The organism is Aquitalea magnusonii (genome assembly GCF_003202035.1).
Taxonomy (GTDB): domain Bacteria; phylum Pseudomonadota; class Gammaproteobacteria; order Burkholderiales; family Chromobacteriaceae; genus Aquitalea; species Aquitalea magnusonii.
In genome coordinates this window covers 68108-94049 of sequence record NZ_QJKC01000005.1, presented here as the reverse complement: position 1 = coordinate 94049, position 25942 = coordinate 68108, and the positions used below count along the sequence as shown (strand labels likewise).

Here is a 25942-nt window from a genome sequence, read left to right as displayed (position 1 = left end):
GCGCAGCGATTTTTGCCAGAGCGGTGATTATCGGGTTTCTGTTATGATGCCTTCAATCAAAAACTATTGGTTTGGTGCGCGATGAAGCAGTCGGTTTTTACTCTTGTACCTGGTGTGGTTCTGTTGCTGGGCAGCATGATCAGCCAGGCTGCCAGCATGCCGGAGCCGGATATCCTGATCAGTCAGACCGGCCAGCATCTGGTGGTGAATCTGCCGCAAGCGCGGCTGTTTTTATATCAGGATGGCCGTCTGCAAAAAATCTATCCGGTGGCGGTGGGCAAGATGCTGACCCAGACGCCGACTGGCAGCTATGCCATTACCGGCGTGTATCGCGATCCCAGCTGGCATGTTCCCAAATCCATCCAGGACGAGCAGAAAAACCAGGGCAAGCCGGTGCTGACCGTGGTGCCGCCAGGCCCGGACAATCCGCTGGGTCCGGTATTCATCCGCTTTGGCGAGGCCAAACTGGGGCTGGGTTTTCATGGCACCAATGCGCCGGCCTCGGTGCCGGGTTTTCGTAGCCATGGCTGCATCCGGCTGAAGAATCCGGATGCCTTGAACCTGGCCGATACGATACAGAAAGGCGCGGCGGTTACCGTGGCCTACCAGACTGTCCTGCTAAACGAAGACAGCGCTGGCGAGCTGTGGCTGACTGCTTACAAGAATCATTACAAGCAGGATGACCCGTCCTTCCCCCATCTGGCTGACAGCCTGCTGGAGTGGCAGCGTAGCCATGCGGTGGCGGTGGTGGGCAAGCGGGTCGATCAGGCGCTGAAAGAGCGCAGCGGCAAGCCGGTATGCCTGACCTGCAAGAGCGGTACGGCCAATCCGGGCGAGCTGGCTGCGGTGCGCTGGTTGTCCTTGCCGCCCAAGGGCGGGGCTCCTGTAGAGCAGCAGGCGGTGCCGCAAGATCCGGCGGCCCAGTCTTACAATTCGGCTGGCAACAAGCTGAAGCCGGCGAAGAAACCGGCCGTGCTGCTGTAGCGCCGGCGCAGTCCTGCTTTTATTTCCCGTATTTCCCGCCAGGAAAGTGTGTTGCCCTGCTGCCATGGCAGGGCAGGGGGCTGTGTCTGGTGCGGTGAAACATGCCATGTGCCGCGCCCTGTCCGATCAGGCCGGAGCAAGCCTGTGGCGGACAGCAGCCGGCTTGCTGCCGGCTGCTTGCCTTGTGGTGGCCGCAGGCTTGCATTTTTGCGCTGCGGCCCTATATTAGCCCCTTCCCTTGCAAGCAGGCAGCGCAGTAATGACAACCATTGTGGCAGTGAGAAAAGGCAATCAGATTGCTATTGCCGCCGATAGCCAGACCACCTTTGGCGACGACCAGAAGCTGTTGGCCGGTTACGATTGTTTCCATAACAAGATCTTCCAGCATGGCGACAGCTATCTGGCCATTTCCGGTTCTGCCGCCCACGACCTGGTATTGCAAGGCGCTCTGAAAGAGCTGAAAAAGAAGGATCTCACCAGTCGCAAGGGTATTTTCGATACCTTTCGCAAGCTGCATCCCAAATTGAAAGACGGGTTTTACCTGCGTCCGGAAGAGGACGAGGAAGATCCCTATGAATCCAGTCAGATGATGGTGGTGATCGCCAATGCCCACGGTATTTTCGGTGTCTATCCCATGCGCGAGATCTACCAGTTCTCGCGTTTCTGGGCGATAGGTTCGGGGCGCAAATTCGCCATGGGAGCGATGTTTGCCGCTTACGAGCAGGATTTGAGTGCACGGGAAATCGCAGAGATCGGCGTGCGAGCCGGTTGCGAGTTTGATGTCAATTCCTGCCTGCCGATGACCGTCTATACCGTAGAAGTGGCCGAGGACGCCGCCAAGGAAACAACAGCATGAGCCAACACGATACTTTGCAACGCTTCCTGTTTGATGGTGCACCGGTACGCGGTGCGCTGGTGCGCCTGGATGGCGCATGGCAGCAGGTGCTGGCACGCCGGGCCTATCCGGCAGCCCTGAAAGCCATTCTGGGCGAAATGATGGCAGCGGCCGAGCTGATGGCCGCCAACCTCAAGTTTGAAGGTGCGCTGATCTTGCAGCTGCATGGCAACGGCCCCTTGCGCCTGGCCGTGGTGGAGTGCAACCACGACCGCACGGTGCGCGCCACCGCCAAGTGGGATGGCGATCTGGCGGACGACGCTGCCATTCTGCAGCTGCTGGGCGGTAGCGGCCAGTTTGTCATCACGCTGGAACCCCGGCATGACAAGGCGCAAACCTGGCAAGGCATTGTGGCGCTGGAAGGCGACACTATCGGCCAGATGCTGGAAAACTACATGCAGCGCTCCGAGCAGCTGGACACGCGGCTGGTGCTGGCTTGTAACGACAGCACGGCTGCCGGCTTGCTGTTGCAGCGCCTGCCGGAAGGCCACGGCGAGCCGGAGGGCTGGGAGCGCATCAGCATTCTGGGGCGCACCTTGCAGGCGCAAGAGCTGCTTGAGCTGTCGGCAGGGGAGATCCTGCACCGGCTGTTCCATGAGGAAACGGTGCGGGTATTCGAGCCGGAGGGTGTCAGTTTTGCCTGCAACTGCAGTCAGGAGCGCGTGGGCAATATGCTGAAAATGCTGGGCGGCCAGGAAGTGGGCGAAGTGCTGCTGGAGCAGGGCAGCGTGGAGATCGTCTGCGATTACTGCAACCAGCATTATGTTTTCGATGAAGAAGACGCCAATGCGCTGTTCGACTACGATCTGGTCGCTGCCGTGCGCGAGGCACGTCACTAGTCCTGGCACCGTCTTGCCTGCCAGTGTCAAAACCGCCATATTCTGGCGGTTTTTGCATTTTTGCCGCAGCTTTTGCTAGGCCGTGAGGGGTCTGGCAATTGTGGCTGTTTAAGGAAATAGTAGATTTGATCATAAATGTACTGATATTCTAAACGGGCACGCAGCATCAAACCTGTATCAAAGGAGTAGGAAAACAATGAAAAAAATGCTTGTAGGCGGCCTGCTGGCTGCATCTGCACTGGCTGCTCAGGCTGGCGCACCGGTTGTCAACATTTACAACTGGTCCGATTACATAGCACCGACCACGGTGCCTGATTTCAGCAAGAAAACCGGCATCAAGGTGCGTTACGACGTGTATGACAGCATGGAGACGCTGAATGCCAAGCTGGTGACAGGTCATTCCGGCTATGACATCACCGTACCATCCAACAATGTGCTGGAAGTGGGCATCAAGGGTGGCCTGTTCCAGCCGCTGGACAAGAGCAAGATCCCCAATTACAAGAACCTGGACCCGGCCCTGCTGAAACTGATGGAAGCATCCGATCCGGGCAACAAGTATGCGGTGCCGTATTTCTGGGGCGTCATCACCCTGGGCATCAATGAAGACAAGGTGAAAAAGGCGCTGGGCGGCAAGCTGCCGGCCAATGAATGGGATCTGCTGTTCAAGCCGGAATACGTTTCCAAGCTGAAGTCCTGCGGCGTCAGCATTCTGGATTCCGCTTCCGACGTACTGCCCAAGGTGCTGCACTACTACGGCAAGCAGCCGGGCAGCAATAACGAGGCCGACTACAAGGCGGTTACCCCGCAGCTGGCTGCGATCCGCAGCAGCATCACCCAGTTCTCCTCCTCCGGCTATATCAATGATATTGCCAATGGCGATGTCTGCCTGGCCATGGGTTATGGCGGCGACCTGAACATTGCCAAGCGCCGTGCCGAAGAAGCCAAGCGCGGCGTCAACATCAAGGTACTGATGCCGTCTTCGGGCGTGGCTTTCTGGGTGGACAGCATGACCATTCCGAAGGATTCGGCCAATGTGGCCAATGCGCTGGCCTTCATCAACTACACGCTGGACCCGCATGTGGCCGCTGCCAATGCCAACAAGGTGACCTATGCACCGGGCAGCCTGGCTGCACGTCCCTTTGTGGAAAAGAAATATCTGGCTGACCGCAGCATCTTCCCGACGGCGGATGATGTGAAAAAAGGCTTCATCATGAAGTCGGTGGATCCGAAAACCCTGCGTGTTTACTCGCGTCTGTGGCAGAACTTCAAGCTGGGCCGCGCCGGCTGATCCTGTTGCTTGATGCCGTACAGCAAAAGCTCCCGTGAGGGAGCTTTTTTCATGTCCGGCGCGGGGCTCTGATCCGGGAAAGACGGGAAACCACGCTGGTGACCGGGGCGACTTTTGCCGGTGGTCTTGGTATCCTTGCAGGTTCGATATTGTCGACGGCCAGGCGGCTGCCGGCAAAAGTTTATGCAAATGCCAGGAGTGTTGATGATACCCAACCGCCAGCTTAATGATTATGTGCGCGAACAGGGTTTGAAGCTTGATCGTACCGAACTGCAAATTGCCGTGATGACGTTGCAGGCGGTGCTGGATGTGGACAAGTCGCCGCTGCAGCGCGATCTGTTCCGCTATCCGGTGCCCAAGCTGAGCGAGGACGGTAGCTGCTCGCTGATCGAGGAACTGGCTGACGAGCCGTACGACCTGGCGCCCTGGTTTGGCGGTGAGAGCGAGCCGGCCCGCAGTCTGCTGACCAATCTGCATGCGCTGCTGGATTCGGTCAATCACAAGATCGGTGCCGACTGGCTGGGCATTTATCGCCGCGCCGGCGAAGGCAAGGACGCGCGGCTGGTCAAGCTGGCTTATCAGGGCCTGCCCAGCCGGGCCGAGTTTCCGCTGACCGAAGCCTTTGCCGAAACCAGCAATAACAGCCGGGTGGGGCTGACCGGCTGGGGCGTGCTGATTGAAGATGTGGCTGTGTGGCGTGCCGAAGGTGGGGGCTATTACGAATGCGATCCCAAGGTCAAAAGCGAAGTCTGCCTGCCGGTGGTGGACGAGCACGACCGCGTGCTGGGTATTCTGGATGCCGAAGCCAGCCAGACCGGTTTCTTCGATGAAAGCCGTCTGGTATGGCTGGCGGCCTTGGCGATTGTGCTGGCCGCACCGTTTGCTGCCATGACGCCGCTTGAAAAGGCGTAAATTGCCCTCAGTTAGGGAATATTCCCCTCCACATGGCTTCGCATAGCAAGCGCGAAGTTTCCCGAACAGATTCCGGAGCAAGCATGGCCGTGCAATACCCCAACCCGCAGATTGAACCCGTTGTTGATTACGTGGCCAGTTGCAAGCTGCCTACGCCGTTCGGGGTGTTCACCATGCACGGCTTTGAAGAGCAGGACAGCCGCCGCGAACATGTGGTGTTGACCATGGGTGATGTGGCCGATGGTCTGCCGGTGCTGGCCCGTCTGCATTCGGAATGCCTGACCGGCGATGCGCTGTTTTCGCTGCGCTGCGATTGCGGCTTCCAGCTGGAGGCGGCGCTGGATGCCATCGCCAAGGAGGGCCGCGGTGCCTTGCTCTACCTGCGACAGGAAGGGCGCGGTATCGGCCTGATCAACAAGATTCGTGCCTACAAGCTGCAGGATGGCGGCGCCGATACCGTGGAAGCCAACGAACAGCTGGGCTTCCCGGCCGACATGCGCGATTTCCGCGTGGCGCGTCACATGCTGGATGCGCTGAATATCAAGAGCGTGCGGGTGATGACCAACAACCCGCGCAAGCTGGAGACCCTGAAAAACGCCGGTATCGATGTGGTGGAGCGGGTACCACTGATGGTGGGGCGCAATCCGCACAATGACCATTACCTGGATACCAAGGCGGCCAAGCTGGGGCATATGCTGTTTTCCTGAGTGGCTGCTTGCTTGTCATCCCCCGATGCCAGAGCTTTTGCTCTGGCATTTTTTATGGCTGCCGCGCGGGCTATGGCGGCGGTTAAAGTTTGGGCATAATTTGTCGATATATTTAAAATAAAATAAGCGTATGGTTTTAATTGCCTGGGGCTGGCAAGCAAGGCGATGAGGAATCACGGTGAAAGTCACACCCAAGCAGAATGTGCTGTTGAATGCGTCGGCCTGGAATCCGCCGCCGGCTTACCGTGCAGCCCCTGCCGTGGAGCAGGCGGCCGAGTTTCAGCCTGGCAGCGAGGTATTGGCCGAGTATCTGGACTGGGTGGCCTATCTGGATGATCTGGCCAGGCAGGCCAGGGAAGGGCAGGACGACGCAGGACGGCGGCTGGCGCTGGCCAAGCTGCGCTTTTTGCACCGTCGCGTGCTGTTGCTGCACGAGCAGATGATGCAGGGCGGGCGCAGCCAGGTAAAGGCCGGGCTGGAGGTGCTGCTGCGGCTGGCCGGCGAGCTGGAGCAGGTGGTGCAGGAGCTGACCGGGCGTCAGCCACCCGTGGTGGATGAATGGCCCTTGCCCTATCGCTTGTATAGCCGGCAGGCGCCACCGACAGAGGGCTTGCGGCTGATGACGGCCGGGCGTGAGCGGCGGCAGCGGCCCAGGGGGGTGGGCAATGTGCTGCATCCGGACGAGCAGCACGCCGCGCGGCTGGTGTTGCATGGCATGCGCTTTGTCATGGCCCTGGTGCGCGACGGTTTCGGCATGGCCCAGCATCCCTTGTTGCTGCAGGCGGCAGGGCAGGAGTTGCGCATCAACCAGCTGATAGGCCCGGAGCAGGGCAATTTATAGCGTGCTCAATGAAAAAAGCCGGAATCGTCAGATTCCGGCTTTCGATTTGGTGGAGATAAGCGGGATCGAACCGCTGACCTCTTGCATGCCATGCAAGCGCTCTCCCAGCTGAGCTATACCCCCGTGATGCTTTGTCTGTCCGTGGTCTGGAGCCATCGGCCAGCTGACTGTGTAGTGGTGGAGATAAGCGGGATCGAACCGCTGACCTCTTGCATGCCATGCAAGCGCTCTCCCAGCTGAGCTATACCCCCGAATGCTGGACTGATGAAACCCGTCAGGCGATGTCATCAGTATCTGAATTGTGGTGGAGATAAGCGGGATCGAACCGCTGACCTCTTGCATGCCATGCAAGCGCTCTCCCAGCTGAGCTATACCCCCACGGGTACTACGTCTGGTACTCTGGCGTCCCCACGGGGAGTCGAACCCCGGTTACCGCCGTGAAAGGGCGATGTCCTAGGCCACTAGACGATGGGGACCCTAAGAACTTTATCCGACTGGAACGGTTTGGTGGAGCTAAGCGGGATCGAACCGCTGACCTCTTGCATGCCATGCAAGCGCTCTCCCAGCTGAGCTATAGCCCCGTGTGTGTCGTTCACAGTGGGGCGCAGTATAGACAGGCTGCCGTTGGCTGTAAAGGGATCTGAGAAAAAAATTTTGCTGCGCGGCCTGCGCTATAATCGACGGCTTAGCAATGACTGTGCGGGAATGCCGATGTCGGTTGGCCATTATGAAAACTTCCCGGTAGGTTCGATTTTGCTGCCCCGCCGCATGCGCCGGGCGGTGCATGCCATCTACCATTTTGCCCGCTATGCCGATGATGTGGCCGACGAGGGCGACCAGCAGCCGCAAGAGCGGCTGCGCGAGCTGGCGCAGCTGCAAGAGCAGCTGGACGTGATCCGCGATGGCGGCACGCCGGCCATGCCGCTGATGCGTAATCTGGCGGCAGCCATTCGCAGCCATGCGCTGCCCATGCAGCCGTTTTACGATCTGCTGTCGGCTTTCAGCCAGGATGTGGTGAAAAAGCGTTACCAGAATTTTGCCGAAGTGGTGGATTATTGTCGCCGTTCGGCCAATCCGGTAGGGCGGCTGATGCTGGCGCTGTATGGAGAAAACGACCCGCGCAGCCTGGCCATGTCCGATGGCATCTGCACTGCACTGCAGCTGATCAACTTCCTGCAGGACGTGGCCATCGACTGGGACAAGGACCGCATTTATATCCCGCTGGATGACCTGGAAAAATTCCGCATTCGCGAGTCGCAGATCGCCGGGCGCGATGCCAGCGGCCTGTGGCGGCCGATGATGCTGGCGCAAATCGAGCGCACCCGTAAAATGCTGCAGGCCGGTGCGCCGCTGGGCAAGGTGCTCAAGGGACGGCTGGGGCTGGAATTGCGGCTGGTCATCATGGGCGGCGAGCGCATTCTGAAAAAGCTGCACGACAGTGGCGGCGATGTGTTCCGCCAGCGCCCGGTGCTGACCTGGCGCGACTGGATCTATATGTTGTGGCGTGCGCTGCGCGCCCGCTGATGACCAGTACAGACAATAACAACCATACTTCGGGACGCTCCGGCCGGCCCGATGGCAGATGAGGAGAGGCGAGTGACGCCGCAGCAGTATTGTCAGGACAAGGCCGCCAGCAGCGGCTCCAGCTTTTACTACAGTTTCCGCTTTTTGCCGGCCGACCGCCGCGACGCCATTACCGCGCTGTATGCCTTTTGCCGTGAAGTGGACGATGTGGTGGACGAATGCCACGACGAGGGCGTGGCCCGTGCCAAGCTGGCCTGGTGGCGTGGCGAGGTGGCAAAGCTCTACCACGGCCAGCCTGAACACCCGGTGATGCAGGCGCTCAAGCCGCATGTGGCAGCGCTCGACCTGCCACAAAACCTGCTGGAAGAAATCGTCGACGGCATGCAGATGGACCTGGACTTCGCCCGCTACGAGCGTTTTCAGGACTTGCTGTTGTACTGCCACCGGGTGGCCGGCGTGGTGGGCCAGCTGGCGGCGCAGATTTTCGGCTACCAGGACCGGCAGACCCTGAAATACGCCCACGAACTGGGCATTGCCTTCCAACTGACCAATATCATCCGTGACGTGGGTGAAGACGTGCGCCGTGGCCGCATCTACCTGCCGGTGGAAGAGTTGCAGCGCTTCAATGTCCCGGCCAGTGATCTGAGCAGCTACCGGGAAACCCCCGAATTCGCCGCACTGATGAGCTTCCAGATCGAGCGCGCCCGCGCATACTACCGCCGCGCCTGGGAGCTGCTGCCGGCCGTGGACCGCAAGAGCCAGCGCCCCGGCCTGCTGATGGCGGCCATCTACCGCGCCACGCTGGAGGAAATCCAGCTGGACGGCCCGGCCAAGGTGCTCAACCAGCGCCTGTCGCTGACGCCGCTGCGCAAGCTGTGGCTGGCCTGGCGCACCTGGGTATTGGGCTACCGGGCCTGATCGCGACATGGCGCGCACTCCACGCATTGCCATCATCGGCGCCGGCTGGGCCGGCCTGGCGGCTGCGGTCGAGCTGGCTGGCCATGCCGAGCTGACGCTGTTTGAAGCCGGGCGCGAGCCGGGCGGGCGGGCACGCCGCATCAGTGCCAGCGACAGCCAGCTGGATAACGGCCAGCATATTCTGATCGGCGGCTATCAGCAGTGCCTGCGGCTGATGCGCAAGGTGGGTGTCGACCCCGAGCAGGCCATGCAGCGCCTGCCCCTGAGCTGGCATCGCCAGGATGGCATACGCATGCACTGCCCGCGCTGGCCGGCACCACTGCATGTGCTGGCCGGCCTGCTGTCGGCCAAGGGCTTGGCCTGGCAGGACAAGTGGCGCTTGGCCCGCGCCTTGCAAAGCCTGAAGCGGCAGGGCTGGCAGCTGGCCAGGGACTGCACGGTCAAGCAATGGTTGCGGCAGCAGGCCCAGTCGGACTGGCTGGTGCAACAATTCTGGCGGCCCATGGTGCTGTCGGCGCTCAATACCCCGCTGGAGCAGGCGTCGATGCAGATTCTGGCCACCACGCTGCGCGACAGCCTGGGCGGCCGTCGTGCCGACAGCGACCTCTTGCTGCCCAGGCAGGACCTGTCCGCGCTGTTTCCGGCCCCGGCCTTGCGCTGGCTGACCGAGCAGGGCGTGCAGTGGCGTGGCGGACTGCGTGTGGAGCAGTTGCAGGCCGTCCCGCACGGCGTGCTGGTGGAAGGGGAGCGGTTTGATGCTGCCATCGTGGCGCTGGCGCCCTATCACGCCGCCGCCCTGCTGCAAGAGCCCGGCTTGCAAGCCCAGGTCAAGGCTTTCCAGTACTGGCCGATATATACCGCATATCTGCGCTACGACGCCGACATCGCCATGCCCTTGCCGATGATGGGTTTGCAGGGCGGCACGCTGGACTGGCTGTTCGACCGTCAGGCCTTGTCGGGAGAGCGTGGCTTGCTGGCCGCCGTCATCAGCGCACCACCGCTGGCCGTGCAGGCGCTGAGCCGCGAAGCGCTGCTGCGCAAGATCGAGGTGGATATCGGTGCGCTGCTGCCGGACTTGAATGGTCTGCAGCCCAGCGCCGCGCAGCTGATCGTGGAAAAGCGCGCCACCTTTGCCTCCACCGTGGGACTGACAAGACCACACTGCCGTAGCAGGGTACAATCGGTTTTTCTGGCGGGAGACTGGCTGTGCCCGGACTACCCCGCCACGCTGGAAGGTGCGGTGCAAAGCGGTGTGACCGCCGCCCGCCAGCTATTGCAGGATTTGTCATCATCACGGGTTACCGCTGGGTGACTCACAGCAGAAAATCAATATGAACCAAACATTTGCCAAAGATTGTCTGGCTGGCCGCGTCATTCTGGTGACGGGGGCCACGCAGGGGGTAGGTCGGGAAGCTGCGCTGACGTTTGCCGCGCATGGTGCGGCGGTGGTCTTGCTGGCGCGCAGCGTCAAGGGGCTGGAAAAGGTCTACGATGAAATCGTGGCCGCCGGTGGCAAAGAGCCGGCCGCCATTCCGCTGGATCTGCTGACGGCCACTGACGAACAATTGAGCAATGCCGCCTTCCAGATCAAGCGCGAGATGGGCCAGCTGGATGGCATCGTGCATTGCGCCTCGCATTTTTATGCCTTGTCGCCACTGTCCAACCAGGGCATAGACGAGTGGATGAACCAGTACCGCATCAATACCGTGGCACCGTTTGCGCTGACCCGCGCCTGCCTGCCGCTGCTGAAGGAATCGGCGGACGCCTCGGTCTTGTTCATGGGAGAAACCCACTCGCTGCACCCGGCCGCCTACTGGGGTGGCTTTGGCGCGTCCAAGGCCGGCCTGAATTACCTGACCCGCGTGGCCGCCGACGAGTGGGAGGTGTATCCGAACCTGCGAGTCAACCTGCTGATTCCGGGGCCGGTGAATTCGCCGCAACGCAACCGCACCCATCCGGGCGAGGCCAAGAGCGAGCGCGCTGATCTGGCCACGCTGATGCCCTATCTGCTGCACTGGATGAGTGAGTCCAGCAAGGGGCAGAGCGGCGAAATCGTCGAGCTGGACCTGCGCAGCCGCAAGGGCGAATAAGCAGCACAAGGCCGGCCATCATGCGGTGGCCGGCAGATGGTCTATGGGGGAGAGCATGAAGAGTCTGTGGATCTGGCCCTTGCTGGTGCTGCTGGCCGGCTGCAACTGGGTCAATAATGTGTCCGGCCTGTCCAAGGAGGCACACAAGGCGCTGGGCGCTGCCTGCCGCCAGACCGGCCGTTCGCTGGAAGAGTGCTTCAAGCGCAATCCGGATGCCGATACCGCGGCCATTTACGCCGGCTGGCGCGAGATGAACGAGTACATGGCCAAGAACAAGCTGGAAACCATGGAACCGCCGGCCGGTGACATGCCCAAAGCCCATGCCGACAGCTCGACCCCTGCGCGTGAAGGTGCCTCCACCGCGGCACCGGCAGCGGAGGGCAAGTCCTCCAGTGCCGCGCCCGGCCCGGCTGCGCCGCCACCGCTGAGCAGCGAGGAAGCCGACAAGGCTGCCAAGACCGATCCGCAAGTGGCGGCCGTACTGGCCGCCATCCGCCATAATGGTGGTGGCGACAAAGCCAAGTCCAAGGCCGGTGGCGGTGCCACTGCCGGCGAACCTGACCAGAAACGCCTGCTCAACATCATCCAGCAACTCAATGGCAACAAACCTGCCGACAACGGCCAGCCCCCGGCCGAGAATGCCAATAACGCCAATCCCGGTTGAATCCTTCCTGCGCTTTTCCTGATGGCAAAAACCAAAACTGTTTTCAGCTGCACCGAGTGCGGCGGCCAAGTGCCGAAATGGCAGGGCCAGTGTCCCCATTGTTCTGCCTGGAACACCCTGGTGGAAGCCGTGGCCACCCCGGCCGCCAGCAACCCGCGTTTCCAGTCCTGGTCCACCACCAATGCCCGCGTGCAAGTGCTGTCCGAGGTCAAGACCGAGGAAGTCCCGCGTGACCCTTCCGGCATTGACGAGCTGGACCGGGTACTGGGCGGCGGCATCGTGCGCGGGGCGGTCATCCTGATTGGCGGCGACCCCGGCATCGGCAAATCCACCCTGTTGTTGCAGGCACTGGCGGTGATCGGCAAGCGGCGCAAGGTGCTGTATGTGTCGGGCGAGGAATCGCCCCAGCAAATCGCCCTGCGTGCCTCGCGGCTGGCGGTCGACCCCAGCCAGGTCAATCTGCTGGCGGAAATCCGCCTGGAAGCCATTCTGGAAACGCTCAAGCAGGAGCAGCCGGAAGTGGCGGTGATCGACTCCATCCAGACCCTCTACACCGAACAGGTGACCTCGGCCCCCGGCTCGGTGTCACAGGTGCGCGAATGTGCCGCCCAGCTGACCCGCATGGCCAAGCAGACCGGCACCACCATCCTGCTGGTCGGCCATGTCACCAAGGAAGGCTCGCTGGCCGGTCCGCGCGTGCTGGAACACATGGTGGACACCGTGCTGTATTTCGAGGGCGATGCCCACTCCAACTACCGCATGATCCGCGCCATCAAGAACCGCTTTGGCGCCGTCAACGAGCTGGGCGTGTTCGTGATGACCGAAACCGGGCTCAAGGGCGTGTCCAACCCTTCGGCCATCTTCTTGTCGTCCTACCGGGACGATGTGGCCGGCTCCTGCGTGCTGGTCACCCAGGAGGGCAGCCGGCCACTGCTGGTGGAAATCCAGGCGCTGGTGGACGATTGCCACGGCATGCAGCCCAAGCGGCTGGCGGTGGGGCTGGAACAGAACCGGCTGGCCATGCTGCTGGCCGTGCTGCACCGCCACGGCGGCGTGGCCTGCTTTGATCAGGACGTGTTTCTCAATGCGGTGGGCGGGGTCAAGATCAGCGAGCCGGCCGCCGACCTGGCAGTGATCCTGGCCATGGTATCGTCCTTGCGTAACAAGCCCCTGCCGGAAAAGCTGGTGGTGTTTGGCGAAGTGGGGCTGGCCGGCGAGGTGCGCCCGGTATCGCGCGGACAGGAGCGGCTGAAGGAAGCCGCCAAGCTGGGCTTTGGCCGCGCCATCGTGCCCACGGCCAACAAGCCGCGCCAGCCTATCGAAGGGCTGCAAGTGATTACCGTCGACCGGCTGGAACATGCGGTCGATTATTGCCGAGGAGACTGAGCATGATTGCCCACGCCGATCTGGAAGCCGAACTGGCCTATCTGCAGCGCTATGCGCTGGCGCAGCTGCGCGACCGCGATGCGGCCAATGAAATCGTGCAGGAAACCGTGCTGGCCGCGCTGGAGTCGGGCGACAGCTTCAGCGGCAAGTCCAGTCTGCGGACCTGGCTGACTTCCATCCTGCGCTTCAAGCTGATTGACCGGCTGCGCCGCAAGGGCAAGGAGGTGCTGTTCGAATCGCTGGAGGATGAAACCGATGACAGCGACTTTGACGGCCTGTTCAGCAAGGATGGCCACTGGCAGGACAAGATCAAGGCCTGGAGCGGGCCGGAAGAGTCGCTGATGTCCCGTCAGTTCTGGGAAGTGTTCGAGCGCTGTTCCGAGGTGATGCCGCGCCGCACTGCCATGGCTTTTGTCATGCGCGAGGTGATGGGGCTGGACATTGCCGAAATCTGTAACAATCTGGATGTGACCGCGACTAACTGTTCAGTACTGCTCTATCGCGCCCGCATGAGCTTGCGCGAATGTTTCGAAATACGCTGGACCGGGGAGGCCAAGGCATGAAGATCAATTGCCGGCAGGCCAGTCGCCTGATATCACAGGGGCTGGACCAGCCCTTGAACCAATGGCAATACGTGCGCCTGCGGGTGCATTTGTGGATGTGCGGCAACTGCCGCCAGTTTTCTCATCAACTGCAGCTGTTGCAGCAGGCCGCACGCAAGGCCGGGCGCGGCGAGTAAGCCTGTTGCCGCAGTTATGCCAAAGCCGGGTCCATGCCCGGCTTTTTGCTTAATGGCGTTTCTTGCTGCTGGCCGCAGGCTGGCAGCGCTGCGGGCAGCTGCCACACTGTTTGCTGGAGAGGCCGGCGCAGTCCAGCGACTGTTTCAGGGCACAGACCGAGCGGCGGCAGGCGATGAAGCGGACCTGTTCTTCCGCCGCCAGGGCGCGGAAATGGCGCATCACATTGTGGCCGAGAAAATCGGTGAACAGGATGAGCAGATCGGTGCCGGCCGGCAGACGGTCGCTCTTGCGCTGATGCGAGCTGTTGCGCCCGTTCAGGTGGCGGTGAATGGTGATGCCGAACTCTTGCAGCACCTCGGGAATATTGCCCAGCGTATCCGCGCCTACCAGCATTGCATTCATGACAGCTCCTGATCAATATGTTTTGCAAATGATAATCATTATTATTTACAAAGACAAGACCCCTCAGCGCAGATTTGCCCGGCTGGCAAGCGGCTAGGGCAGGAGCTGCACGCGGATGCGTACCGACTGCTGCTCGCTCAGCAACTGGCGGCCACTGCCCAGCAGCAAGCTGTGCTGGCCTTGCTGGTCACGGCCTATGCTGGCCACCTCTATCCATTCACCCAGGCGCCCGGCCACGGTGGTGGAAAGCTGGCTGCCCGCGCGCTGCTTGCCGGCAAATGCCTGCTGGCTGACTGCCAGTTCGATGAGCACCCGTTCACCCTGCAGCCGGGGGAGGGCATAAAAGCCGCTGACGGCTTCCTGCCAGCTGCTGCCGCGCACGATATTGCCTTGTGCTGTCAGCAGCAGCCAGGGCAGGGGACGACTTTGCACCAGCTGGATAAAGCCGCTGTGCCCGTCCAGCAGGGTGAGGCTTTGCAAGCTCTGGCCGGACTGGCTGCGGCTGTCCTGCCCGGCGGACAAGGCCAGCTTGCTACCCGGCTGGCCAGGCATGATGCGGCCAATGCTGATGCCGCCCTGCAGCTGCACCCCGGACTGGCTCTGCAGGCTGCTGCCGGACTGGCTCACTTCCAGCCGCAGGCTGAGTGGGCGCACATCCAGCTGCCTGGCCAGTGCCGCCAGCTGCTGTTCCCGTGGCGGGCTGGCGTCGATGATCAGCTTGTTGTCCATGCTGCTGAGCCGCTCATCCAGCCGCAGTTGCGGCTGCAGCGCCGCTTGCAGTTCGCTGGGGGCGCGCCAGCTCAGTTCGACCACTTCCAGAGCCTGGGCAGTGATGCTGACCAGCCATAGCGACACCAGTAACAGCCAGCGCATTTACAGCTCCTTGCCGGAACGCCAGATCGACCAGATCAGCCACACGCTGTTGAACAGGGCGATCATGAAACCGATGAAGCCGAAGAAGGGCAGGCCGAACAGCTTGGGCCCGGCGTTCACCGTCATCACGATGGAGGAGCCGATGATCAGGCAGCCGGTGACGATGGCCATGGTCAGGCGGTTGGTACTGCGGTCCAGCTGTTTGCCGAAGCTGTCCAGCCGTTGCAGGTCCAGCTGGATGCGGAACTTGCCCTGGCGGATGTCCTTGGACAGCCGCAGGATGTCGCGCGGCAGGCCGGTGAGCATGCCCAGCGTTTCCTGCAGGGTGAGCTTGCCGCGCTTGAGCAGGGTTTTCGGGTGGTAGCGCGCCAGCAGCAGTTCGCGCACAAAGGGCGTGATGTGCTCCACCAGCTGGAAGTCCGGATCGAGCTGGCGGCCCAGTCCTTCCAGCGTGATCAGTGCCTTGAACAGCATGGCCATGTCCGGCGGCAGTAAAATGCCGTGGTCACGGATCAGCGCCATGATGTCGGTGATCAGCTGGCTGATGTTGAGATCTTTCAGCGGTACATGTTCGTACTGGAACATGAATTCGCTGATGTCGTAGGCGAACTTTTGTTCATCCACCGGGGTGTTGCCGGTCCACTCGATCAACACGTCCATCATCGCGTGTTCGTTGCGTTCGGCCAGTGCCGCCAGCAGATCGACGATCTCGTCGCGCCGGCCATGGCTGATGCGGCCCACCATGCCGAAATCGATAAAGGCGATGCGGTGTTCCGGCAGGAAGAACACATTGCCGGGGTGCGGGTCGGCATGGAAAAAACCGTTGAGCAGAATCATCTTCAACACCGCGTCGGCCCCGCGGCTGGCCAGCTCCACCGGGTCAAGGCCGCTGGCGGCCAGCTGGTCGAGGCGGCTGGCCGGCACGCCATCGATATGCTGCTGCACATTCACTGCAGGATTGGTGTAGTCCCAATACACCTTGGGTACCACCACTTGCGGGTCATCGGCAAAATCGCGGGCGAAGCGTTCCATATTGCGCGCTTCCACCGCCAGATCCATCTCGCGTTTCAGTGAGCGGGAAAACTGGCTGACGATTTCCACCGGCTGGAAGCGCCGCGCATCCGGGAACTCCATTTCGATCAGCGTGGCCAGGTGCGCCAGGATGCGCAGGTCGGCATCCACCTTTTCCACGATGCCGGGACGGCGCAGCTTGACCGCCACCTGGCTGCCATCGTGCAGGGTGGCAAAATGCACCTGGGCAATGGAGGCCGAACCGATGGGCTTTTCCTCGAAGCTGGCAAACAGCTCTTCCGGCGGCTTGCCCAGCGCCTTTTGCACCAGCAGCCGTACCGAGGCCGGGTCGACCGGCGGCACGGTGGACTGCAGTTTTTCGAATTCGGCAATCCACTCGGCCGGGAAGACATCCACCCGCGTCGACAGGATCTGCCCCAGCTTGATAAAGGTGGGGCCCAGTTCCTCGAAGGCCAGTCGCACCCGCACCGGGGTGGGCAGGCCGGCATCGGCATCCGGCAGGTGCAGGTTCAGCCATTCGCCGGCTTTTTCCATGGCGCGTGGCAGGCGCAGGCGCTGGGCGAATTCTCCCAGGCCATGGCGAATGAGGATGCCGCTGATTTCCTTCAGGCGCGGAAGGTCGCGCATTGCAACAAGAGTTTCTCTGAGCATGGGCTATCTGGTGTCCAAGTTGGCTTTACACTCCCGGCCCTGTCCGATAGAGTGCGGCCTATGAAATTGCAACTCCGATTACTCGCCGTGATGCTTGCTGGCGTCATGGTTTTTGCCCAGGCCGCACCGGAAAAGAATGTGCAGGATGCACGGCCCAAGGTCGAGGCCTCGGAAGACCCCATTGCCAAGTATGCCTCGCCCGGCGAGGATGCTGTAGGTGATTTGCTGCTGCAGGCCATGAGCCTGCTGGGTGTGGCCTACCGTTTTGGTGGCAATTCGCCGGTCAGTGGTCTGGATTGCAGCGGTTTTGTCCGTTATGTATTCCAGAAATCCCTCAAGGTCAATTTGCCGCGAACCTCGGCCGAGATGGCGCATATCGGCAAGGCTGTCGATAAAAGTGAACTGGTCGCCGGTGATCTGGTCTTCTTCAATACCCGCGGTTTTGCCTATTCCCATGTTGGCATGTATATGGGCAACGGCAAGTTCATCCATGCGCCGCGCACCGGGCGCAATGTCGAAGTGGTGAGCCTGAACCAGAGCTATTGGCAAAGCCGCTGGAATGGCGCACGCCGCATCAACCGCAATAATGCCAATGTGCAGGCCGCGGACGAGCTGCCGGGGGGCAGCGATGCGGTTGCCGCCAAGTCGCGTGACAACAGTGCCGCGGCTGCACCCAAGGTAAAATGTCGCAAAGGCAGGAAGTGCAAGGCCGTGGCCGAAGCACCGGCCAGCAAGAAAAAAGGCGGCAAGGCCGAGAAAGCCGGCAAGAGTGGCAAATCGGCCCGCGCTGACAAGCCTGCCCACGCCGGCAAGTCCGGCCACGGCAAGAAGAAAAAGGTCGCCGACTGACGCGTCGGCGGCTGACCATCATCACGATGCCCGCCTTGGCGGGCATTGCGTTTTCAGGATTAGCCAGGCATGGCCATGAATATTGACATTCCGGTATGGAAAGATCCGCAGGGCGGCATTGTCGCCTGTGTGGAAAAAATCAAGGTAATGAACGAAAACCTGGAGGAATTGCAGCAAATGGCGCAGGACGCGCTGGAAGATGCCATTCTGATGGGCTGTGACGAACAGCAGGTCAAGGATTTCCTGGTGCGGCTGATGCAAAGCCTGCACAACCCCTATCAGCCCTGAAAGGCAGACCGGCATGCAATGGCCTTTTGAAGTCCTGATCGGGCTGCGTTATCTGCGCGCCAAACGGCGCAATGGTTTTATCTCCTTCATTTCCCTGATATCCATTGTCGGCATCGCGCTGGGCGTGGCGGCACTGATCATCGTGCTGTCGGTGATGAACGGTTTCCAGAAGGAAATCCGTGGCCGCATCCTCAGCGTGGCCTCCCATGTGGAAATCTCCGCCTTTGATGGTCGTCTGCCGCAGTGGCAGGGCGTGGCCAAGGTGGCCGAGCGCGATGCCCACGTGCTGGCTGCCGCCCCCTTCGTCAATGGCCAGGGCCTGTTTTCCGCTTATGGCAATGTGCGCGGTGGCCTGGTGCGCGGCATCGAGCCGGTACTGGAAGACAAGGTGGTGGATGTGGGCCAGCACATGCTGAAGGGCCGGCTGGAGGCGCTCAAGCCCGGCCAGTTCGGCATCGTGCTGGGGGTGGAGCTGGCGCGGCAGCTGAATGTGGGCATGGGTGACAAGGTGACGCTGTTTACCCCGGAGGGGACGGTCACCCCGGCGGGAATGATTCCGCGCTACAAGCAGTTCACCGTGATCGGCATTTTCAAGGTGGACATGTTCGAATACGACGCCTCGCTGGCCATGATCCATCTGCAGGATGCCCAGGTGTTGTCGCGGCTGGGCGATACGGTCAGCGGCGTGCGCCTGAAGCTGGATGACCCGATGCTGGCTCCGCTGGTCAAGGCCAATCTGCAACAGGCGCTGGGCCAGCAGGATCAGGTGACCGACTGGACCGACACCAATGCCAATTACTTCCGTGCCGTGCAAATCGAAAAGCGCATGATGACCATCATCCTCACCCTCATCGTGGCGGTGGCGGCCTTCAATCTGGTGTCCACCCTGGTGATGGTGGTGACCGACAAGCAGGCCGATATTGCCATTCTGCGCACGCTGGGGGCGTCACCATCCAGCATCATGAAGATTTTCATGATCCAGGGCTCGGTGGCCGGGGTCAGCGGCACCCTGGCCGGCGTGGCCGGCGGGGTGCTGGTGGCGCTGAACCTGGATGTGATCGTGCCGCTGATCGAACGCGTGCTGGGCACCAAGCTCTTGTCCAGCGAGGTGTACATGATCGACTACCTGCCATCCGACGTGCAGCTGGGCGACGTGAGCACCATTACCGTGATTGCCCTGTTGCTGGCCTTGCTGGCCACCATTTATCCCAGCTGGCGTGCTGCGCGCACCCAGCCGGCGGAGGCGCTGCGCTATGAGTAATGTGCTGAACTGCCGCCATTTGGGCAAAACCTATAGCGAAGGCCGGCTCAACCTGACCGTGCTGGCGGATGTGACAATCCGGGTGGACAAGGGCGAGCGGCTGGCCATTGTCGGGGCTTCCGGTTCGGGCAAAAGCACGCTGCTGCACCTGTTGGGCGGGCTGGATACGCCCAGCCAGGGCGTGGTGGAAGTGCTGGGGCGCGATCTGGCCAGTCTGTCCGAGGCCGAACGGGGCGTACTGCGCAACCAGTCGCTGGGTTTTGTTTACCAGTTCCATCATCTGTTGCCGGAATTTTCGGCACTGGAAAACGTGATGATGCCCTTGCTGATTCGCCGCCTGCCGCGCAAGGAGGCTGCCGAGCAGGCGGCTGCCATGCTGGAGCGGGTGGGCCTGTCACAACGCCTGCAGCACAAGCCGGGCGAATTGTCCGGCGGTGAGCGCCAGCGTGCAGCCATTGCCCGGGCACTGGTGACACAGCCGGCCTGCCTGCTGGCCGATGAGCCGACCGGCAATCTGGATTACCAGACCGCCCGCCAGGTGTTCGACCTGATGCTGGAGCTGAACGAGGGCCTGGGCACCAGCCTGATCATCGTCACCCATGATCTGGAGCTGGCCGGCCGGGCGCAACGCACACTGCGGCTGGTGGAAGGCCGTTTGCAGGACGCAGGGCTGAGCGCCTGAGCCATCAGGCGCGATACGGAGAAAACAATGCTGTTTGTGCGTGAAGAAATGGATTTTGACGTGGTACTGCAAGCGCTGCAGACCGGCCCCGGGCTGACCCAGCTGCTGCTGGGCGTGCTATGCCTGTTGCTGGGGGTGTTTGCCGCGCGCCAGGCGTTCCGGCGCTGGTTCCAGCATCACCCCGAGCGTTACGACCGCTTCATTCCCTACACCGCCTTCCGCCTGGTCTTGCCGCTGGTCTCCCTGTTTTCCATGCTGTTTTGCATCATGGGCTGGATGCTGGTGCTGCACACGCGTCCGCACCTGCTGCCCTTGTTTACCGCCATGTTGTTCTGGCTGGGGGTGATCCGGCTGTTTTCCGCGGTAATGCGTCAGGCCCTGCCGCAAGGCAAGTTCGAACGTAACTCCGAGCATTTCATTGCCACTGTGCTGTGGCTGGGTTTTGTCAGCTGGGCCATCGGTTTCGATGAAGTGATGCTGGACTGGCTGCAGTCGGTGTCTTTCAGCGTGGGCAAGACACATCTGGACCTGCTGACCATCCTCAATGCCATGTTGTGGGTGTCCATCATCGTGGTGGTGGCCTTGTGGATCAGCCGGGTGATCGAGGCGCGGGTGATGGGGCTCAAGCACATGGACCTGTCGCTGCGCATCGTGTTTGCCAAGATGGCGCGCACCCTGCTGATTGTCGTGGCGGTACTGATTGCCCTGCCGGTGGTGGGGATAGACCTGACCGTACTGTCGGTATTTGGCGGGGCGGTGGGTGTGGGTCTGGGGTTTGGCTTGCAGAAAATTGCCAGCAATTATGTCTCCGGCTTCATCATCCTGCTGGACCGCTCCATCCGCATCGGCGACCGGCTGATGGTGGATAACCGGGTGGGCTATGTCACCCGCATCACCTCGCGCTATGTGGTGCTGAAAAGTGCCGATGGCTCCGAGGCGCTGGTGCCGAACGATGCACTGATTTCCAATACCGTGATCAACCAGTCCTATTCGGACAAGGCCATGTGGATCAGCCTGCCCATCCAGGTGGATTACGCCACCGATCTGGAGCAGGCGCTGGCCGTGCTGCGTGAAGCCGCCGTGCACCCACGGGTGCCGACCGACCCCGCACCGGCGGCTTTTGTCACGGCCTTTGCCGATAGCGGCATCAATCTGGAACTGGGCATCTGGGTGAAAGACCCGGAAAACGGCTTCATGGGCTTGAAATCGGAAATCTATCTGGCCATCTGGCGGCGCTTCAAGGAGCTCGGCATCGAGATTCCCTACCCGCAGCGGGATGTGCGTATTGTCAGCGAGGTGGCTGGGGCACTGCCCGGCCGGGGAGGGCAGGCATGAGCGGCAAACGACTGGCGATTGTGGATGACGATGCCGCGGTGCGGCAGGCATTAATCTGGCTGCTGGATGGCCAGGGTTATCAGGTCAGTGGTTTTGACAGTGCCGAGGAGTTTCTGGCCACCGGGCCGGATGCCGGTTTCAATGGCCTGATCGTCGACCTGCGCATGTCCGGCATGTCCGGCATCATGTTGCTGGAGCGGCTGGCCGAGCTGGCTTATTGCCCGCCGGCCATCATGCTCACCGCGCACGGCGATGTGCCGCATGCGGTGGCGGCCATCAAGCTGGGGGCGCTGGATTTCATGGAAAAGCCCTTTGATGACGAGGTGCTGCTGGCGCGGGTGGAAAAGATGCTGCGCCAGGATGAAGCCAACCGCGCCGCCCACGGCCGCCGCCAGCGCGTCAGCGCCTTGCTGGCCTTGCTGACCGAGCGGGAAAGGGAAGTCATGCAGCTGATCCTGCTGGGCAAGCTCAACAAGCAGATTGCCGAGGATCTTTCCATCAGCATGAAAACGGTGGAAGTACACCGCTCGCGGGTATTCGAGAAAATGGGTGTCAAATCGGCGGTGGAGCTGGCCGGCCTGCTGGCTGCCAGCCAGTCCGAGCATGGCGGGAGTCGTGGCGATGGGCACTAAGCAGCCGGTTTCAGTACTGGTGGTGATTCACACTGCCGACGGCCAGGTATTGTTGATCGAACGCGCCGACAAGGCCGGCTACTGGCAATCGGTCACCGGCAGCCGCGAGGGCGAGGAAAGCCTGCGCGAAACCGCCTGCCGCGAATTGCTGGAGGAAACCGGGCTGGATGCCAGCCAGCATCAATTGAGCGACTGGCAGCTGCACAACCGCTACGAAATCTACCCGCACTGGCGGCACCGTTATCCTGACGGGGTAACGCATAACGACGAATACGTATTCGGCCTGCAGCTGGCACAGCCGCTCAGCGTGCAGCTGGCCCCCGGCGAACACACCGCCCAGCAGTGGCTGCCCTGGCAGCAGGCAGCCGAGCTGGTGTTTTCTCCGTCCAATGCCGCTGCCATCCGCCTGCTGCCATCCCGCCTCGGCCTCGAATCGGCTTAGGCCCTGCTCAGAGCCTGAGCAGCCAGCCGCATAGCGCGGCGGCTGCCAGAACCGGGATCACCCCCACCTTGTAGCGCAACAGCGCCAGCGCCGCCGCCAGCGCAAGCAGCACGGCCGGCCAGTCCGGCCCGGCCTGCCAACCCTGCGGCCAAAGTGCATGCCAGCCGAAGAACAATGCCAGATTGGCAATGACACCGACCACGGCCGCCGTGATGGCGGTGAGCGGTGCGGTGAGCGACAGCGTGCCGTGCGTGCGCTCGATCAGTGGCCCGCCGGCCAGAATGAACAGAAAAGACGGCAAGAAGGTAAACCAGGTGACCAGGCAGGCGGCCATGACACCGGTCAGCCAGGGCGTGCTGCCAGCCACATGCTGATAGCCGCCGACAAAGCCGACAAAGGCCACCACCATGATCAGCGGCCCGGGCGTGCTTTCGCCCAGCGCCAGCCCGTCCATCATCTGCCCGGCACTCAGCCAGCCATAGTGGCTGACCGCGCCCTGATAGACATAGGGCAGGACCGCATAGGCACCACCGAAGGTCAGCAAGGCTGCCTTGGTAAAAAACCAGCCCATCTGGGTAAACGGATGCTGCCAGCCATAATGGCCGAGCAGCACCAGCAGCGGCACGGCCCATAGCAGGCCGCCGGCCAGCAGCACCCGCAGCAGGCGTGCCAGACTGAAACGGGCATGCGCCGGGGTGGGGGTGTCATCGTCGATCAGTGCCGGGCCGCTGGCCGTGGCACGCTGGCCATGGCTGCTGCTGGCGGCGGCAAACAGCGCCGGATGGCGCTGTCCGGCCAGATAACCGATGGCGGCGGCACCGAGCACGATCAGCGGAAACGGCAGGCCAAACAGCGCCAGTGCCACAAAGGAGGCAGCTGCCAGCGACCACAGCAGCCGGTTTTTCAGGGCGCGCTGGCCAATGCGCAGCGCGGCCTGCAGCACGATGGCGACAATGGCCGGCTTGATGCCGTAAAACAGCCCGGCCACCAGGGGCAGCTGGCCCAGCGCCAGATACAGCCAGGACAGCCCGCTCAGGATGAATAGCGAAGGCAGGACGAACAGGCCGCCAGCGATGATGCCGCCCCAGCTGCGGTGCATCAGCCAGCCGATATAGGTCGCCAGCTGTTGTGCCTCCGGCCCCGGCAGCAGCATGCAGTAATTGAGCGCATGCAAGAAGCGCCGCTCCGAGATCCAGCGGCGTTTTTCCACCAGCTCCTGATGCAGCAGGGCGATTTGCCCGGCGGGGCCGCCAAAGCTGATAAAGCCCAGCTTGAGCCAGAAGGCGAAGGCTTGTCGCAGGCTGACTGCGGCGGGGGGCGCTGGGGGCGGACTGGAAGACATGGCACTCCTGCGTGTTGGGTGGCTGGACAAGGCGCTACTGTAGCGCAGTCCGGCCCATGGGCAGGCAAAGACATGCTTCGTCACAAAACAAGCAAGGACAGCGCGCCTGCTGCCCGTTACAATCCGGTTTTCTTATTTTCGTCATCAAACTGTCATGTCCGCACTGGAAAGCATCAATCAGGCCCTGTTCCTGCTCGTCAATGCCACGCCGGCCTCGCCTGCGCCACTGATCATGCTGGCCATCGTGCTGGCCAAATACCTGATCCTGCTGATTCCCTTGCTGCTGCTGGGCATGTGGTTGTGGGGCGAACAAGCGCAGCGCGAACGAGCCTTGCGGGTCTTGCTCAGTGTCGGGCTGGCCTTGTTGTGCAACCAGCTGATCGGCCTGGCCTGGGATCACCCGCGCCCCTTTGCCATCGGTCTGGGCTACCGCTTTATCGCCCACGCGGCCGATCCTTCCTTTCCCAGCGACCACACCACCATCTTTGCCACCACCGCCTATGCCTTCTGGTTGGCCGGCAAGGCCCGCCTTGGCCGTGTCCTGCTGCTGCTGACGCTGGCGGTAGGCTGGTCGCGGGTCTACCTGGGGGTGCACTGGCCGCTGGACATCCTGGGCGGCCTGCTGCTGCCCTTGCTGTACTGCTGGCTGCTGGCGCTGGCCTGGCCGGCCTGTGGTGCGCGCCTGTTGCCGCCGCTGAACGAGGCGTATCGCCTGTTGCTGGCCAAGCCGATCGCGCTGGGCTGGATCAGGGCCTGATGCCTTTGATGGCTGGAGCAATAAAAAAAACGAGGCTGCGGCCTCGTTTTTTTATTGTCTGGGCCGGCTCAGGCCGCCAGTTGCCGCCAGCCCTGCACCATCATCACCAGTGCGATCACGAGCATCAGCAGGCTGGACAGATAGGGCAGCCGCCGCGCCAGGCCATCCAGATTACCCAGGCGCTGGCCCAGTTGCTGGGCACCCCAGGCGGCAAGCACCCCCACGCTGACCAGCGACAGCGCCAGCCCCAGGCTGAAAGACGCCACCAGGGTCAGGCCCAGCGCCACCCGTTTCAGTTGCAGGCACAGCAACAGGATGGTGACCGAGGCCGGGCAGGGCATCAGCCCGCCAGTCAGGCCAAACAGGGCGATCTGCGCCGTGCTCACCGGCTTGCCGGCAAAGCGGCGGGCAATTTCATCGGCATGGGCTTGTTCGTGGGCATCCTGATAGCCGACACTGGCTGCCGATTGCGCATGGCCTTGCTGCGGGCGCCTGGCGGCAAACTGGCCACGCCCGCCTGCTGCCGGAGCGGCCTGGCTACGATAGCGCCGGGTCGGCGGCGGGCCGAAGCGCACGGCAAACTGGTGGCCATGGTCGCCGTGGCGCATGTCCAGCGTGACATCAAACTGGTGTGGCGCGGCCACCGGCTGGGCCGATTGCAAGACCTTGCCATGTGGCAGCAAATCATGGCTTTCGCTGTGGCCATCATCACGGCGCAGCTGCAGCTGGTAGCGTACGTCGGCCTGTGGTGGTCGCGGGCGCAGCTGGTTGTTGTAGCAGTAAAGCTGCAGATGCGCCGGCTGGCCGGGGCTGATCAGCAGTTCCACCAGGCCATGGCCGGTGTTGATGATCTTGCCGCCGTGCGGTGCATGCTGGCAGGCACGGGCCGCCAGATTGTCCTGCCGCGTGCGCCAGCACATCCAGCCGGCAATGCCCAGCACGATCAGGCCGGACAGCAGCAGCAGCCAAGGTGCGGCCTGCTCCACCAGCAGCTGGTTACCAAAATGCAGTGCCGTGGATGCCAGCAGCCATACCACCAGCGAATGCGACAGTGCCGCACACAGGCCCAGCAAGACTGCCTGGGCGATGCTGCCACGGATGGCGATGATGAAAGACGCCATCAGCGTCTTGGAGTGGCCCGGCTCCAGTCCATGCAGCGCACCGAGCAGGATGGCGGATGGAATGAACAACCATAGATTGGTCGAGCCTTGCTGTATGAGTTCGGAAAGAGCTGGCATGATGACGGACTTCGTGTTGGCAATTGCCCGCAATATACTACCCCCCAGTATGTTTGGAGAAGGAAAATAGCAGCATGGGACATACCATGAAGGGTCAGAAGCCTTTACTGGCCAGGGTCCGGCGCATCAAGGGCCAGGCCGCGGCCATCGAGCGTGCGCTGGAGGAAGGGCAGGAATGCATGGCGGTGTTGCAGCAGATCGCCGCCATTCGCGGGGCGGTGAACGGACTGATGGCCGAGGTGCTGGAAGGCCATCTGCGTGAGCATCTGCTAACACAGCAGCCTGCCGCAGATGGGCCGGAACAGCATCCGGCCCGGCAGGAAGAGGTGGATCAGGTGATGCGGATCGTGCGTTCTTACCTGAAATAAGC

The 25942-nt window shown here is 62.0% G+C and carries 29 protein-coding genes and 5 tRNA genes; 24 read left to right on the top strand and 10 right to left on the bottom strand.

Going from position 1 to position 25942, the window contains the following annotated elements:
* Positions 1-81 precede the first annotated feature (81 nt).
* From DFR38_RS06915 to DFR38_RS06885, 7 genes are all read left to right on the top strand, one after another.
* Positions 82-984: a L,D-transpeptidase gene (locus tag DFR38_RS06915; RefSeq protein ID WP_082693416.1), complete on the top strand. Its 903-nt coding sequence runs from the start codon at positions 82-84 to the stop codon at positions 982-984.
* 259 nt (positions 985-1243) lie between these two features.
* The gene (locus tag DFR38_RS06910) at positions 1244-1840 is read left to right on the top strand and encodes an Ntn hydrolase family protein (protein ID WP_059285798.1); all 597 of its coding nucleotides are present in this window, start codon (positions 1244-1246) and stop codon (positions 1838-1840) included.
* A complete protein-coding gene (gene hslO, locus DFR38_RS06905) occupies positions 1837-2718 on the top strand; it encodes an Hsp33 family molecular chaperone HslO (protein ID WP_059286079.1) in 882 nt (293 codons plus the stop codon). Before DFR38_RS06910 ends, hslO begins: the two co-directional genes overlap by 4 nt.
* A gap of 196 nt (positions 2719-2914) precedes the next feature.
* The gene (locus DFR38_RS06900) at positions 2915-4006 is read left to right on the top strand and encodes a polyamine ABC transporter substrate-binding protein (RefSeq protein ID WP_059286078.1); all 1092 of its coding nucleotides are present in this window, start codon (positions 2915-2917) and stop codon (positions 4004-4006) included.
* Between the two features lie 204 nt (positions 4007-4210).
* A complete protein-coding gene (locus DFR38_RS06895) occupies positions 4211-4918 on the top strand; it encodes a GAF domain-containing protein (RefSeq protein WP_059286077.1) in 708 nt (235 codons plus the stop codon).
* Between the two features lie 83 nt (positions 4919-5001).
* The gene (gene ribA / locus DFR38_RS06890) at positions 5002-5625 is read left to right on the top strand and encodes a GTP cyclohydrolase II (protein ID WP_059286076.1); all 624 of its coding nucleotides are present in this window, start codon (positions 5002-5004) and stop codon (positions 5623-5625) included.
* A gap of 178 nt (positions 5626-5803) precedes the next feature.
* Positions 5804-6466, top strand: a complete 663-nt coding sequence (locus DFR38_RS06885) for a hypothetical protein (protein ID WP_059286075.1) — start codon at positions 5804-5806, stop codon at positions 6464-6466.
* A 47-nt stretch (positions 6467-6513) separates the two neighbouring features.
* Here DFR38_RS06885 and DFR38_RS06880 read toward each other — a convergent pair.
* From DFR38_RS06880 to DFR38_RS06860, 5 genes are all read right to left on the bottom strand, one after another.
* Positions 6514-6589: transfer RNA gene (locus DFR38_RS06880), tRNA-Ala, on the bottom strand.
* 52 nt (positions 6590-6641) lie between these two features.
* Positions 6642-6717: transfer RNA gene (locus DFR38_RS06875), tRNA-Ala, on the bottom strand.
* Positions 6718-6768: 51 nt separating this feature from the next.
* Positions 6769-6844 (bottom strand) — tRNA-Ala (locus DFR38_RS06870).
* A gap of 22 nt (positions 6845-6866) precedes the next feature.
* Positions 6867-6942: transfer RNA gene (locus tag DFR38_RS06865), tRNA-Glu, on the bottom strand.
* A 29-nt stretch (positions 6943-6971) separates the two neighbouring features.
* Positions 6972-7047 (bottom strand) — tRNA-Ala (locus tag DFR38_RS06860).
* Positions 7048-7177: 130 nt separating this feature from the next.
* Here DFR38_RS06860 and hpnC point away from each other — a divergent pair.
* The 8 genes from hpnC to DFR38_RS06820 all read left to right on the top strand — a co-directional run bounded on the left by hpnC (position 7178) and on the right by DFR38_RS06820 (position 13787).
* The gene (gene hpnC / locus DFR38_RS06855) at positions 7178-7990 is read left to right on the top strand and encodes a squalene synthase HpnC (protein ID WP_059286089.1); all 813 of its coding nucleotides are present in this window, start codon (positions 7178-7180) and stop codon (positions 7988-7990) included.
* Between the two features lie 72 nt (positions 7991-8062).
* Complete coding sequence (gene hpnD / locus DFR38_RS06850) at positions 8063-8908, top strand: presqualene diphosphate synthase HpnD (protein ID WP_110313187.1); 846 nt, start codon at positions 8063-8065, stop codon at positions 8906-8908.
* A 7-nt stretch (positions 8909-8915) separates the two neighbouring features.
* Positions 8916-10220 (top strand): hydroxysqualene dehydroxylase HpnE, encoded by a 1305-nt coding sequence (gene hpnE / locus DFR38_RS06845; protein WP_110313186.1) that lies wholly within the window; start codon positions 8916-8918, stop codon positions 10218-10220.
* A 19-nt stretch (positions 10221-10239) separates the two neighbouring features.
* Entirely contained in the window at positions 10240-10998 is a 759-nt protein-coding gene (locus tag DFR38_RS06840; protein WP_059286710.1) for an SDR family oxidoreductase, read from the top strand.
* Between the two features lie 55 nt (positions 10999-11053).
* Positions 11054-11662, top strand: a complete 609-nt coding sequence (locus DFR38_RS06835; RefSeq protein WP_059286711.1) for a hypothetical protein — start codon at positions 11054-11056, stop codon at positions 11660-11662.
* A 21-nt stretch (positions 11663-11683) separates the two neighbouring features.
* Positions 11684-13048: a DNA repair protein RadA gene (gene radA, locus DFR38_RS06830; RefSeq protein ID WP_059286712.1), complete on the top strand. Its 1365-nt coding sequence runs from the start codon at positions 11684-11686 to the stop codon at positions 13046-13048.
* 2 nt (positions 13049-13050) lie between these two features.
* Positions 13051-13611 (top strand): sigma-70 family RNA polymerase sigma factor, encoded by a 561-nt coding sequence (locus tag DFR38_RS06825; protein WP_059286713.1) that lies wholly within the window; start codon positions 13051-13053, stop codon positions 13609-13611.
* Positions 13608-13787 (top strand): zf-HC2 domain-containing protein, encoded by a 180-nt coding sequence (locus DFR38_RS06820; RefSeq protein WP_059286714.1) that lies wholly within the window; start codon positions 13608-13610, stop codon positions 13785-13787. Before DFR38_RS06825 ends, DFR38_RS06820 begins: the two co-directional genes overlap by 4 nt.
* 49 nt (positions 13788-13836) lie before the next feature.
* On the opposite strand, the gene DFR38_RS06815 is transcribed toward DFR38_RS06820, so the two are convergent.
* The 3 genes from DFR38_RS06815 to DFR38_RS06805 all read right to left on the bottom strand — a co-directional run bounded on the left by DFR38_RS06815 (position 13837) and on the right by DFR38_RS06805 (position 16722).
* Positions 13837-14190: a DUF2325 domain-containing protein gene (locus DFR38_RS06815; protein ID WP_059286715.1), complete on the bottom strand. Its 354-nt coding sequence runs from the start codon at positions 14188-14190 to the stop codon at positions 13837-13839.
* Positions 14191-14283: 93 nt separating this feature from the next.
* Positions 14284-15063, bottom strand: a complete 780-nt coding sequence (locus DFR38_RS06810; RefSeq protein WP_059286716.1) for a hypothetical protein — start codon at positions 15061-15063, stop codon at positions 14284-14286.
* Positions 15064-16722, bottom strand: coding sequence for an ABC1 kinase family protein (locus tag DFR38_RS06805; RefSeq protein ID WP_425320048.1), 1659 nt, complete (start codon positions 16720-16722; stop codon positions 15064-15066).
* 84 nt (positions 16723-16806) lie between these two features.
* On the opposite strand from DFR38_RS06805, the gene DFR38_RS06800 reads away from it, so the two are divergent.
* From DFR38_RS06800 to nudB, 7 genes are all read left to right on the top strand, one after another.
* A complete protein-coding gene (locus DFR38_RS06800; RefSeq protein WP_110313184.1) occupies positions 16807-17595 on the top strand; it encodes a C40 family peptidase in 789 nt (262 codons plus the stop codon).
* 75 nt (positions 17596-17670) lie between these two features.
* Positions 17671-17883, top strand: coding sequence for a hypothetical protein (locus tag DFR38_RS06795; RefSeq protein ID WP_059286722.1), 213 nt, complete (start codon positions 17671-17673; stop codon positions 17881-17883).
* Positions 17884-17896: 13 nt separating this feature from the next.
* Positions 17897-19144, top strand: a complete 1248-nt coding sequence (locus DFR38_RS06790) for a lipoprotein-releasing ABC transporter permease subunit (protein ID WP_059286717.1) — start codon at positions 17897-17899, stop codon at positions 19142-19144.
* The gene (lolD, locus tag DFR38_RS06785; protein WP_059286718.1) at positions 19137-19826 is read left to right on the top strand and encodes a lipoprotein-releasing ABC transporter ATP-binding protein LolD; all 690 of its coding nucleotides are present in this window, start codon (positions 19137-19139) and stop codon (positions 19824-19826) included. Before DFR38_RS06790 ends, lolD begins: the two co-directional genes overlap by 8 nt.
* 27 nt (positions 19827-19853) lie before the next feature.
* A complete protein-coding gene (locus tag DFR38_RS06780) occupies positions 19854-21161 on the top strand; it encodes a mechanosensitive ion channel family protein (RefSeq protein WP_059286719.1) in 1308 nt (435 codons plus the stop codon).
* Positions 21158-21793 (top strand): response regulator transcription factor, encoded by a 636-nt coding sequence (locus DFR38_RS06775; protein ID WP_059286720.1) that lies wholly within the window; start codon positions 21158-21160, stop codon positions 21791-21793. The genes DFR38_RS06780 and DFR38_RS06775 overlap by 4 nt, the downstream gene beginning before the upstream one ends.
* Positions 21783-22235 carry a dihydroneopterin triphosphate diphosphatase gene (gene nudB, locus DFR38_RS06770; protein WP_059286721.1) on the top strand — a complete coding sequence of 151 codons (453 nt, stop codon included), beginning with the start codon at positions 21783-21785 and terminating at the stop codon, positions 22233-22235. The genes DFR38_RS06775 and nudB overlap by 11 nt, the downstream gene beginning before the upstream one ends.
* A gap of 7 nt (positions 22236-22242) precedes the next feature.
* Here nudB and chrA read toward each other — a convergent pair whose 3' ends face one another.
* Positions 22243-23577: a chromate efflux transporter gene (gene chrA, locus DFR38_RS06765; RefSeq protein WP_110313183.1), complete on the bottom strand. Its 1335-nt coding sequence runs from the start codon at positions 23575-23577 to the stop codon at positions 22243-22245.
* A 154-nt stretch (positions 23578-23731) separates the two neighbouring features.
* Here chrA and DFR38_RS06760 point away from each other — a divergent pair, with 154 nt between their 5' ends.
* The gene (locus DFR38_RS06760; protein ID WP_059287596.1) at positions 23732-24334 is read left to right on the top strand and encodes a phosphatase PAP2 family protein; all 603 of its coding nucleotides are present in this window, start codon (positions 23732-23734) and stop codon (positions 24332-24334) included.
* Positions 24335-24402: 68 nt separating this feature from the next.
* On the opposite strand, the gene DFR38_RS21690 is transcribed toward DFR38_RS06760, so the two are convergent.
* Positions 24403-25572, bottom strand: a complete 1170-nt coding sequence (locus DFR38_RS21690; RefSeq protein WP_110313182.1) for a HoxN/HupN/NixA family nickel/cobalt transporter — start codon at positions 25570-25572, stop codon at positions 24403-24405.
* A gap of 74 nt (positions 25573-25646) precedes the next feature.
* Here DFR38_RS21690 and DFR38_RS06750 point away from each other — a divergent pair, with 74 nt between their 5' ends.
* Positions 25647-25940: a metal/formaldehyde-sensitive transcriptional repressor gene (locus tag DFR38_RS06750; protein WP_059286205.1), complete on the top strand. Its 294-nt coding sequence runs from the start codon at positions 25647-25649 to the stop codon at positions 25938-25940.
* Positions 25941-25942 lie beyond the last annotated feature (2 nt).